Source organism: Mycoplasma anserisalpingitidis, assembly GCF_007859615.1.
Lineage (GTDB): Bacteria > Bacillota_I > Bacilli_A > Mycoplasmatales > Metamycoplasmataceae > Mycoplasmopsis > Mycoplasmopsis anserisalpingitidis.
In genome coordinates this window covers 124,266-135,639 of sequence record NZ_CP042295.1, presented here as the reverse complement: position 1 = coordinate 135,639, position 11,374 = coordinate 124,266, and the positions used below count along the sequence as shown (strand labels likewise).

The following is an 11,374-nucleotide window of genomic DNA, read 5'->3' as shown; positions in this document are numbered from 1 at the left end:
AATAAGTCTTTAAAAAATACTAAATCTATATAATATAAAAGAGTAATTTTACTCCTTGGTTTTTAATAACCCTGAATGTCCAAAAGGAGGCTTAATATGGCTAAATACGAAATCATGATGATCGTTGATCCTAAGGCTGACGTTAATGTTGCTTTCGATTTACTTAAAGAAGTATTCGGAAACGGTGTTAAAAAAGCTGAAAAATTAGCTATCAACGAATTATCATACTCAATTAACAAATCAAAACACGCTCAATATGTAAATGCAGAAGTTGAATCAAAACCTGAATTAATTTCTGAATTTGTACGTAGATCTAACATTGTAAAACAAGTTTGAAGACAATTAGTTATCAACCTTGATACAGAAAGTGGTTTAAAACCTACAAACACTAAAAAAGCTACAAAAAAAGTAGTTCGTAAATCAACACCTAGAAAAGTCGCACCTAAGACTGAAGAATAATTAATAGTTGATTTTAAGATAAGGGGTTAATATGAATAAAGTACTTTTGATTGGTAGAGTTTCATCTGATATAAGGATATTTCAAACTCAAAGTGGAATAAGATACGCTAGAGTAAGATTAGCAATTAATCGTCGTGGTACAACAGATGTAACAGATTTTATTCCATTAGTTGCATGAAGAGCAAATGCTGATTTTATGACTTCAAATGTATTTAAGGGAACTTTAATAGCAGTGGAAGGTTCAATCTACATGAGTTCTTATCAAAGAGATGGAGTGAATGTAACTTCATTTGAAGTAAATGTTGATAATATCAATATTTTAGAACCTAAATCAGTAGTTCAATCTAGAATGAATTCATCAAATCAAAATGCTAACAATAGATTTGTAGCGAATATGCCTTCAAAAGATTTTAGTGAACGTGTTCAAAACGTTCCAAATCAACAAGTGCATAGATTTGATAATACAACTTCAAACCAATCACTATATAACAATGCATCAAACAATAGTTTTGCTGGTTTTACAGTTGATGAAAGTTTTTCAAGACCATCTGTACAAAGTGAGATGAGTAATCAAAAAATTAGTTTTACACCAACTGAAAAACTAAATGAATTAAACCTATCAAATAACCAAACTTCTACGAATCAAGATTTCTTAAGTAACCTTGACGATGAAGAAGATGAATATAGTTTTAATAGTTCTTTATTCAGTGATCAAAACTCATCTAATAAAAATGACACAAGTTTATTTGAATTAGATAGTGATGATGATTTAGAAGATGATATTTTTAACCCTAATCACAATTTAGATTTCGATTAATAGAAAATAAATAGGAGAAAAAATGAACTTTAAGAAAAATAAAAAAGGTTTTGGTTCAAGAAGAAAAGTTTGTGAATTCTGTGAACAAAACATGAACTATGTTGATTATAAAAATTTAGAATTACTTAAAAGATACATTAGTGGTACAGGTCAAATTAAATCATCATCAATGTCAGGAACATGTGCAAAACACCAAAGAAGCGTATCAAACGCAATTAAAAGAGCTAGATTTGTTGCATTATTACCATACACAATCGTTCGTGTTCGTGTACAAAAATAATGTTTACTCAGTGTTTAACTAGGATTTATTCCTAGTTTTATTTTTGCAAAATAAAAAGCCCTAAAGGCTTAATCTCTAGAACCAAAAAGTCTTAGTAAATATCAAATCATATAAACTATGTTAATAAAGATAAATATTGCATCGCTTATAGACTCTTTAAGCATATCTTTAGTTGAATTGAATGTAAATTCATTATTTTTCTTACTAATAATGTAAAATGAGAAGAAAATATTTATTCCTGATATTGCAAGTCCAACTAATGAATAAATCATCTCGATTGTACTGTTAAACACAAATAGACTTATAATAAACAATACAACAAATCCAATAAGTAAAACTATTGATAAAACTCACATCACTTTTACTTTTATTAACTCAAAATAACCTATAATTCCACAAGCCATAGTTAATAGAACACTAATTAAAAATATTAAAGCAATCAATCAAAGATTATTTGTTGAAATATTATTAGCATACATTGAGATAAATGTTACAAGTGCCATATAAATAACTGTAAATATATATCCAACAACTAAAACTGGAAACGGCATTTTTTTATGTAGATAAGAAAATAAAAATAATCATACAATAAATACTATTGTCGAAACTAAGTAAGTAATGTAAAAACTATAATTAGTGAAATTACTTGCAATAAATCTCTCTACATTTTTTGAAAAAATTCCTAAACCTAAAACTAGTGCTCCAAAAACAAATAAACCTATACCTACAAAAATTAAGGTCAGAGATAAATAAGAACTTTTGGTTTTTTTCTTTGTAATTTCATAACTTAATTCATTCATATAAAAATTATATATTAATTAAATAATATTAAAAATAAAGATAATTAATTTAATATAATAAAACTATGCAACAAAACAGTTATACAGAAAAAGATATAAAGAAATTAAATGGTCTTGAAGCAGTAAGAAAAAGACCCGGTATGTACATTGGTGGAACTGATGTAAATGGTTTGCACCATTTAGTTTGAGAAATAGTTGATAACTCAATTGATGAAGCTCTTGCTGGGTATGCGAATAAAATTATTGTAACCATAAATAAGGATAGTTCGGTTTCTATTGAAGATAATGGACGTGGAATACCAGTTGGTAAAACTGAAGATGGACGTAGTGCTGTTGAACTTGTTTTCACCGAATTACATGCTGGTGGTAAATTTAATGAAGGCGCATATAAAAGTAGCGGTGGACTTCATGGAGTAGGTTCAAGTGTAGTTAATGCTCTTTCATCTAAATTAGATGTAACTGTTTTTAGAGATGGACAAATTTGATACACTGAATTTGAACAAGATAAAATTATAAAAAGAACTAGTTCAATAGGTAAAACAAATAAAAATGGAACCATTGTTCACTTTATGCCTGACTACTCATTCTTTAAGAAAGCGAAGTTAAACACCGACATTATAAGTGAAAGACTTAAAGAAAGTTCCTTTTTAATTTCTAGTTTAGAAATAGTATTAAACGATGAAATTAATGAAACAAGTGAAACATTCAAATATGAAAATGGAATTAAAGAATTTGTTAATTTTATAAACGATTCTAAAACCCCTATAATTGAACCTTTCTCATTCAAGGATGAAAAAAATGGAGTTGAAGTTGAATTTGGTTTTCAATATACTGATACATACAATGAACTAATTTTAAGTTTTGTTAATAATGTTAAAACTCGTGATGGTGGAACACATGAAACTGGTTTTAAAAGTGCATTAACTAAAGTTTTTAATGCTTTTGCTGAAGAAGAAAAAGTTATCAAGGGGAAAAATACACTTGATGGAAGTGATGTTCGTGAAGGACTTACTGCTATCATTTCTCTTAAGGTTCCAGAAAACATCTTGGAGTTCGTAGGTCAAACTAAAGATAAATTAGGTACTCCTGAAGCTAAGAGTATTGTCGAAGATATCGTAACTAAATTCATGAAGCAATGAATCACAGAAAATAAACAAATTGCAAGAAAAGTTCTTGAAAAAATAAAACGTGCTTATGAAATTAGAAATGATGAACGCAAAAGAAAGAATGAATTAAGACAAACTAAAAATATTCTTAAAACTAAGCAAATTCTTTCTGATAAATTAACTCCAGCTCAGTCTAAAAAAGTTGAAGAAAAAGAATTATTCTTAGTCGAGGGTGATTCTGCTGGTGGAACAGCAAAGACTGGAAGAGATCGTAGATATCAAGCAATTTTACCACTTAGAGGTAAGGTGTTAAATACTGAAAAATCTAAGCTTCTTGAAATATTAAAAAATGTTGAAATCAACACAATTATAAATACTATTGGAGCTGGTTATGGAAAAGATTTTGACATTACAAAAGCTCAATATGGAAAAATAGTTATTATGACTGACGCGGATACCGATGGTGCTCACATTCAAATTTTACTTTTAACGTTCTTATATAGATATATGCGTCCATTAATAGAACATGGTAGAGTATTCATTGCTCGTCCGCCATTATATAAAGTAACATCAAAAGGTAAAAATAAAAATGAAATCATTTATGCATGAGATGATGATGAGTTGAAAGAAGTACTTGAAAAGTTAACAAGTTATGAAATTCAACGTTATAAAGGTCTTGGTGAAATGAATGCTGATCAAATTTGAGACACTACTATGAATCCTAAAACTAGAACGATAATTAAAGTAGATATAAAAGATGCTTCACTAGCTGAAAGAAGAGTTACTATGTTAATGGGAGATAATGTCCAAGCTAGAAGAGAGTGAATTGATAAGAATGTTGATTTCTCAACGGATGATGATTTTATATTAAATATAGAGAATTAGTAAAAAATAAGTTGACAAATAAATGTCAACTTTTTATATTCATGATAAATTCTAACTAAAATTCTTAAATGTTTGAAAGACCAGACATATCAACATCTTTTTTAGATTCTTTACTTGCTGCAAATAAAGACATTGAATGCAACTTCATTTTTTGAGCCTTAATCAAGATTGGGAAAGTGAAAATTTCTGTGTTGAATTCACTTACTCTTTTATTGTATAATCTTCTACTTGCTGCAATCTCTGATTCAATATATTCACTCGAACTCATTAATTCAGAAACAATTTTTGAAGCTTTTAATTCTGGATATGCTTCAACCGAAATATTAATATCTCTTGAAATATTTTCCATCAAATTGTTCATTTCTTGAGTTGTTTTAGCATCTTCGCTCATCCCTTCACTCTTAAGACTTCTCAATTTCGCAACATTTGTGAAAGTTTCGTTTTCAAATTTTAAATATGCTTTTGTTTCTTCAAATAATTTTACCAATGTATCTTTTCTTTTTTGTAAATTAACATCGATCAATGATGCTGCATCATTAACTTCAAGTTGTAATCTATTTAACTTATTTGGTCATGATGAAATTCATTTATATGGTCAGTAAATTAAACCAAAAATCAAAATGCAGCTAAAGAAAATCATTAAAGCAAAAAGAATTTTTTGCGAAGTTGTTGCCTTAGGCGAAATAATCTGATTTTGAACATTAATTTCAGGTTGTTCATTTTGTTCTATTCTAGTGTCTATTAACATAAAAATCTCCTATTTTTGTATTTCAAATAATTTTTTTGATAGTTTAATCAATTGATTTATCACATTTGTTCTACTACTTCAATCTTGGTTATTTACACAAATTGATATCCCTACCTGATTACAGTGAATTGCAAAATCATCAGGTAATATTTTGCACATTTCTTTAATTATAGATAAAATTTCATTTTCTTTTACACTTAATTTATTATTAAAAATGCTTTTTCCAAATCATAACCTAATCAGTGTTCAAATTTCGTCGTTATCAGGATACTTAATTCCTTTATAACTGTCAGCCTCTATTTTTGAAATTGCTTCGTTAAAATACTTGATATCTTCTTGAGACAAAATTATTGAAAATTCATGAAGTAAAATACCTTTAGTATTTTCAATAAAAAACACTGACTTAGATTCGCTCATCTCATAAAATCTTCGATACTTGACGGGAATTACTTTAGCACCCACATGTCTACCAACAACGACAACATTGTCAATGAGATCTTTATGATAAAATGAATTATTTTTAATATTGTAAAGCATGCAACCGTTTTCTTCATCATAAACCTCAGAACTTACAAACGACAATCAAGTACTTAACGAAGGTTTATGTCCTTTAAATGTAAAATATTTATCACTGTTTAAAACGGTTAATAAATGTGTGCTATCTATTTTTCTAGTTTCTTTTTCTTTTTCTACTTCATATATATTAGATGTTTTATAATTACCATTTTCTTCATATAGTTCTCTACTTATAACAGGTGGAATTAATAAAGTTGTTAAATCCATTAGAACATTTTGCACATAAGTAGATACATTCTGTTGAACTTTTGAAGATTTATAATCTATAGTATCTTCAAAGTTAAATGAACTAATCTCATTGTTCATTAATAATGACGAGTAATTTGTATTATTACTTTTTACAATTCAAAATTTATCTTTTTTTGAGAAAATTGGTTTAGTTTTATTTAAGTATTTATATCAATTTACGTAATCTTCTTGTGTTTTTATAGTAAAAAACTGCAACAAATCAACTTCAGATTCTTTTGAATCACTTCTTGATGTGATTTGAATAAATTTATTAAAGTCCTTGTTTTCGAATTTATAATTTGAACTAGAACCAATATTGTCAAATTCTAATTCTTTAGAAAAATTAGTTTTAAGTAATATGTAATCTTTATTATTTATAAAAGGTGTATTTTCTCTATGATAAGCAGTTAATGTTTCGTATTTTGTGACTATTTTTCCATTAACTCTTGCACTGTAAGGAAAACTTTCTGAGTTGGAGGTAGTTATAATTTTAAAGTATAAATCACTAAGTGAAACTTTATATATAGGCGTATTTTTATACCTAATTTTTAAAAATGATTTAATACCTATAACATTCTTTGGAAAAATATTATTTCTCGTTTCAATAAATAACTCATTTAATAAATTAAAATCAAAACTATATTCAAGATTAAATCCAAAATTTTTCATAACATAATCAACAACAGTACTATTGTCAATATTTGAAAAATAACCTGTTTTAAGTCACTGAATTCTATTTTTTTGATTACTAATTACTTTCAAATTTTCAAGTTTAAAAGCCTTAAAGCTAGAGATAATTTTTCTATTCTCTTTATAAAATTTTATAAAGAATAATCCTAAAATCACAAAGAAAGAAATAAAAATGAAAAAATTTGTAATTTTTCTTAGAATTATTTTGTCTTTCTTTTTCCTATCTTTTATATTCTTGGATATCTCATTACATGAATCAGTCAAACTATTTACTTCATTTCTGTATTCAATATTTTCATTATCATGATTACTAAAATAATTTTTTAATATTTGATTAATAGATGATATATTTTTCTCATATATATTTTTTATAGGCTCTAAAGTATTATTTTTATAGTCTATTTCATTCATCAATTCCTTTCTAATTATAATTTTACCCTGGTTGTAAAAAAATAATTTGCAATATTTGAAATATGAAAATATTTCATAATTTATACCTTAAAAATTCACATTTAATTAATGGATATTATTTGAAAAATTACTTAAAAATCGTAGCATAAACGATACATTAACTTAATGAACACATTTATTTAATGAATATACAGATGTTAATCTGCTTAATTTTTGCCTTGTTTATCTATAAAATTCGAATTTAACATAAATTAAAATATAATTTAAATATGATTAAAAAAATAAAGGGGAAAATTTACTAATGACGATGATTTAGAAATATTTATTCGTCAAATAACTAATACTATTACTGAAGTTAAACTTTAAGGACTAAGCAATCAATATGATTGCTTTTTTAATTAAATAAAAAGTCACAATGTGACTTAATATTATTCTAACCCTTGTTTATTCTTAAAGTTCATTTTTATTGGACAACCTTTGAAATTAAATGTGCTTCTAAGTTGGTTTTCTAAAAATCTTTGATATGAGAAATGAAGAAATTTCTTATCATTAACATAGAAATTAAATGTAGGAATTTTATCTAAAGTTTTTCTAACAAAATAAATATTTAATTTTCCACCATTATATGGTGCTGCAGGTTGAATCATTTGCGTTTCCATAATAAAATTTGATAATAAAGAAGGTTTGATATCTCTCTCAAGATTTTCTCTAACTTCGTTTAATGTTTCTATTAATTTACTTAATCTTTGATTGTATTTAGCAGAAATAAATACAAAAGGAACTCATGGAACAAAATGTAAAGTATTTCTCATTTTTTTCTCAAATTGAGCCATCGTGTTAGTTTCTTTTTCAACAAGGTCTCACTTATTAACTACCACAATAATCGGTTTATCGTTTTCTAGAGCATAACCAATAATTCTTGCATCAAAGTGTGAAAGTTCAGTTGTAGCATCAATTAAAATTAATGATAAATCAGATTCACTTAAGGAATTCATAGCTCTCATTAAAGCATAATGATCAACTGATTCAACTAATTTACTTTTACGCATAATTCCAGCTGTATCAATAACATTGTAAAATTTATCGCCAATTTTTACTTTAGTTTTAACACTATCTCTAGTGGTACCTGCTATATCAGAAACAATTGAACGTTCTTCTTTAGCTAAATTATTTAGTAATGAGCTTTTTCCAGCATTAGGTTTACCTATAATTGATAATTTAAATAATTCTTCCTCTTGTTCTTCACTAAAATCTAGATTTTTAACAACTTCATCAAGCAATTCACCAACACCTTCGCCATGAAGTGCACTAATTCTAAAAATTTCGCCACCAAGTTTGTAGAGTGAATAATCAAAATCTTGATTAGATTCTAATTTATTTGCACCAATAATAATTGGTTTATTAGACTTTCTTAAAATATTCATAATAAATGCATCATCATTAGTTAATTCCATTGTTCCATCAATTATAAAAACAATTACATCAGCTTCTTCAATTGCTATTTTTGCTTGAATTTGAATTTGTTCCTGAAATGGTTTATTTTCTATTTCAATTCCACCAGTATCAATTATTTTTATATTTTTACCAGTTCAAGTGATAGTTTCATACAATCTATCTCTTGTGACACCTGGTTCATCATAAACTATTGACGATCTTCTACCTACAAGTCGATTAAATAATGTGCTTTTTCCGACGTTGGGTTTTCCTATTATTGCTACTGTATTACGCATCTAATTCCTCAGCTTTATCTTTTATTATATTTATAATATGTTGAACAACTTCATCAAAAGTCATATCGGTACAATCAACTAAAATTGCATCTTCTGTTTTATGTAATGGATCGACTTCACGATTCATATCTTGAGCATCACGCATTTTAACATCATAAAGTACTTCTTCATAATTACTACTATAACCAAGTGACAGATTTTGGTCACATCTACGTTTTGCTCTTTCTTCTGGTTCTGCTCATAAGAAAATTTTAACTTCAGCATGTGGCATTAATTTAAATGTTGTATCGCGACCATCAACAATAAAACCTTTATTGGTTTTAGTCATTTTTTGAACATAATCCACAACAAAATTTCTTACTTCTTGATACTTAGCAACTACAGCAGCAGCTTTAGAAACATGTTCAGCTCTAATTTGAGTTGAAACATTTTCACCATTTAAATAAACACTTTCGTCTTCTTTTAGTTCAATCATACCTTCAACTAAAGTGTTCAGTACTGCAGATTTGTCAACTAAATCAACTCCTAATCTTAAAGCATTAAGAGCAATAGCACGATAAAGACTTCCGCTATTTATTGGAGTGTAAGATAATAAATTAGAAATCTCTTTACTTACACTACTTTTACCAGCTCCACTTGGTCCATCAATAGCAACATTAACTTTCTTCATAAAATCCTCATTAAATTATTATCTTATTAATATACCATAATTTTTTAAATTTTAACTTGGTTAACAATAACTCTCGTAGTTTTAGTTAAATCAATAATTGAATCATCGTCATCTTTTTCCTGAGTATTCAAATCTAATAAGCCACAAAGATATTTAACATCATTACTTTCAAAAGAATAATTTTCCATAAAACTACTGTCATAAATTTGTGAAAATAACTCAGTAAAAACATTATCTAATAATTCTAATTTTGAGTTAACTTCAATAAATTTACTCATTTCAGAACTAATTGATTTTTTAGGTAAATTTTCACTAGTAAAATTTAACTTAAAATCAATTTTAGGATCTAAATTTTTGAAAATTTTTTTAACTTTTTTATAATCTTTTTCAACTTCAGAATTATTTTTTAAACTTAATTTGTAAAGTAATTCTAAATCATACAAATCTTTAGTTTCACTAACTACAGTTTTATTTTTTATCATATCAATATTTTACTTATTTTGCTTAAATTTTATAAAATATAAGTATGAAACTTTTTAAAAAATTAAAAGATTTCTTTAGTAAAGATCAAACTAAAGAACAACTTGAAAAAATATCACATTATGATAAAGGTTTAGCTAACACTAGTTCTTTTGGTGCTAAAATTCGTGAATTGCAAAATAAACACGTAAAAATTGATGAAGAGTATTTTGAAGAACTTGAAGAAATTTTGATAATGTCGGATATTAACTACAATTTAGTAGACCAAATTATTGAATTAATTAAAGGTGAAGTTAAAGCTAATAAAATCACTGACCCTAAATTAATTGGTGAGATTGTAGCTGATGGTATTTTTAAGGCTTATACAAATAACACAATTGTTAATACTAATTTAAATGTTAAAGATGATCGTTTAAATGTTTTTATTATGGTTGGTGTAAATGGTTCAGGTAAAACAACAAGTATTGCTAAATTAGCAAATAAATTTAAAAATGAAGGCAAGAAAGTTTTAATTGCAGCTGCTGATACTTTTAGAGCTGCAGCAGTTGAACAACTCAGTGAATGAGCCAAAAGAGTGGATGTTGACATTATAAAACCTGATAAACCAAATCAAGATCCTTCTTCAGTAGTTTATAAAGCAATGGATTATGCAAAAAATAATAATTATGACTTGTTAATTATTGATACTGCTGGAAGACTACAAAATAAAGTTAATTTAATGAATGAGTTAAATAAAATGGTAGGGGTTATTAAAAAATTTCAAAATGATGCTCCACATGAGTCACTTTTAGTTATGGACGCAACTACTGGTCAAAATGGTTTAAGTCAAGCCAAAGTATTCAAAGAGGTATCTAATTTAACTGGAATTATTTTGACTAAATTAGATGGAACAAGTAAGGGCGGAATAATTCTTTCAATCAAAAATGAATTTGATTTAAATGTTAAATATGTTGGTATGGGAGAAAAACTTGACGATTTACAAGAATTTGACCTTGAATTATTCATTTACGAAATGACTAAGGAATTAATTAATGAGTAAAGAAATAATTATTGATGAAAATGAGTATTATGTAAGTCTCTATGAAAAATATAAGAATTTTTTAACTCAAACTCAAAGTCAAAATTTCTATTTATATTACTTCGAAGATCTTTCGTATGCTGAGATTGCTAAAATAAGTGCTACAACTAGAGCAGCTGCACAAGATTCAATCAAAAAAGCTAAAATAAAACTAAAAAAAATACATGAAAGTATTGATGAATAGTATTTTAAGAAATAAAAAAAAGCCGTAAGGCTTCAAAAAAGATTTCTTGAAATATTTTTTTATTATTTCAGGACAGTGAGCGCTAGACTCCAGAAGTTGCCTTTGCAACAATAGTTCAATTAATGAACTCAACGTAATTATTATACATAAAAATTCAAAAATAATCAAATTTTATTTTGTGTAAAGTTTTTTAATTAAAAACACAAACCTATTATTTGGTTTGCATTTTATA

The 11,374-nt window shown here is 26.5% G+C and carries 12 protein-coding genes; 6 read left to right on the top strand and 6 right to left on the bottom strand.

Features of this window, described 5'->3' with window-relative positions; all coding sequences use genetic code 4:
* Positions 1–96: 96 nt before the first annotated feature.
* The 3 genes from rpsF to rpsR are packed head-to-tail and all read left to right on the top strand — an operon-like array spanning position 97 to position 1,556.
* Entirely contained in the window at positions 97–459 is a 363-nt protein-coding gene (gene rpsF, locus FRW55_RS00655) for a 30S ribosomal protein S6 (protein ID WP_146368302.1), read from the top strand.
* Positions 460–490: 31 nt separating this feature from the next.
* On the top strand, positions 491–1,276 hold the full coding sequence (locus FRW55_RS00650; RefSeq protein WP_146368301.1) for a single-stranded DNA-binding protein: 786 nt from the start codon (positions 491–493) through the stop codon (positions 1,274–1,276).
* Positions 1,277–1,298: 22 nt separating this feature from the next.
* On the top strand, positions 1,299–1,556 hold the full coding sequence (gene rpsR, locus FRW55_RS00645; RefSeq protein ID WP_146368300.1) for a 30S ribosomal protein S18: 258 nt from the start codon (positions 1,299–1,301) through the stop codon (positions 1,554–1,556).
* A 68-nt stretch (positions 1,557–1,624) separates the two neighbouring features.
* Here rpsR and FRW55_RS00640 read toward each other — a convergent pair whose 3' ends face one another.
* Positions 1,625–2,356, bottom strand: coding sequence for an MAG0110 family membrane protein (locus FRW55_RS00640; RefSeq protein ID WP_146368299.1), 732 nt, complete (start codon positions 2,354–2,356; stop codon positions 1,625–1,627).
* 65 nt (positions 2,357–2,421) lie between these two features.
* Between FRW55_RS00640 and parE the strand changes: the two genes are divergently transcribed.
* Positions 2,422–4,347: a DNA topoisomerase IV subunit B gene (parE, locus tag FRW55_RS00635; RefSeq protein ID WP_146368298.1), complete on the top strand. Its 1,926-nt coding sequence runs from the start codon at positions 2,422–2,424 to the stop codon at positions 4,345–4,347.
* A 64-nt stretch (positions 4,348–4,411) separates the two neighbouring features.
* Here the strand turns inward: parE and FRW55_RS00630 are convergent, their stop codons facing one another.
* The 5 genes from FRW55_RS00630 to FRW55_RS00605 all read right to left on the bottom strand — a co-directional run bounded on the left by FRW55_RS00630 (position 4,412) and on the right by FRW55_RS00605 (position 9,882).
* Positions 4,412–5,095 carry a LemA family protein gene (locus tag FRW55_RS00630; protein WP_146368297.1) on the bottom strand — a complete coding sequence of 228 codons (684 nt, stop codon included), beginning with the start codon at positions 5,093–5,095 and terminating at the stop codon, positions 4,412–4,414.
* Positions 5,096–5,104: 9 nt separating this feature from the next.
* Positions 5,105–7,000: a hypothetical protein gene (locus tag FRW55_RS00625; protein WP_146368296.1), complete on the bottom strand. Its 1,896-nt coding sequence runs from the start codon at positions 6,998–7,000 to the stop codon at positions 5,105–5,107.
* A gap of 428 nt (positions 7,001–7,428) precedes the next feature.
* Positions 7,429–8,730: a ribosome biogenesis GTPase Der gene (der, locus tag FRW55_RS00615; protein ID WP_146368295.1), complete on the bottom strand. Its 1,302-nt coding sequence runs from the start codon at positions 8,728–8,730 to the stop codon at positions 7,429–7,431.
* On the bottom strand, positions 8,723–9,400 hold the full coding sequence (gene cmk / locus FRW55_RS00610; RefSeq protein ID WP_146368294.1) for a (d)CMP kinase: 678 nt from the start codon (positions 9,398–9,400) through the stop codon (positions 8,723–8,725). Before cmk ends, der begins: the two co-directional genes overlap by 8 nt.
* 44 nt (positions 9,401–9,444) lie before the next feature.
* Positions 9,445–9,882, bottom strand: a complete 438-nt coding sequence (locus tag FRW55_RS00605; RefSeq protein WP_146368293.1) for a hypothetical protein — start codon at positions 9,880–9,882, stop codon at positions 9,445–9,447.
* A gap of 44 nt (positions 9,883–9,926) precedes the next feature.
* On the opposite strand from FRW55_RS00605, the gene ftsY reads away from it, so the two are divergent.
* Positions 9,927–10,919 carry a signal recognition particle-docking protein FtsY gene (gene ftsY / locus FRW55_RS00600; protein WP_146368292.1) on the top strand — a complete coding sequence of 331 codons (993 nt, stop codon included), beginning with the start codon at positions 9,927–9,929 and terminating at the stop codon, positions 10,917–10,919.
* On the top strand, positions 10,912–11,142 hold the full coding sequence (locus tag FRW55_RS00595; RefSeq protein ID WP_146308865.1) for a sigma factor-like helix-turn-helix DNA-binding protein: 231 nt from the start codon (positions 10,912–10,914) through the stop codon (positions 11,140–11,142). The genes ftsY and FRW55_RS00595 overlap by 8 nt, the downstream gene beginning before the upstream one ends.
* Positions 11,143–11,374 lie beyond the last annotated feature (232 nt).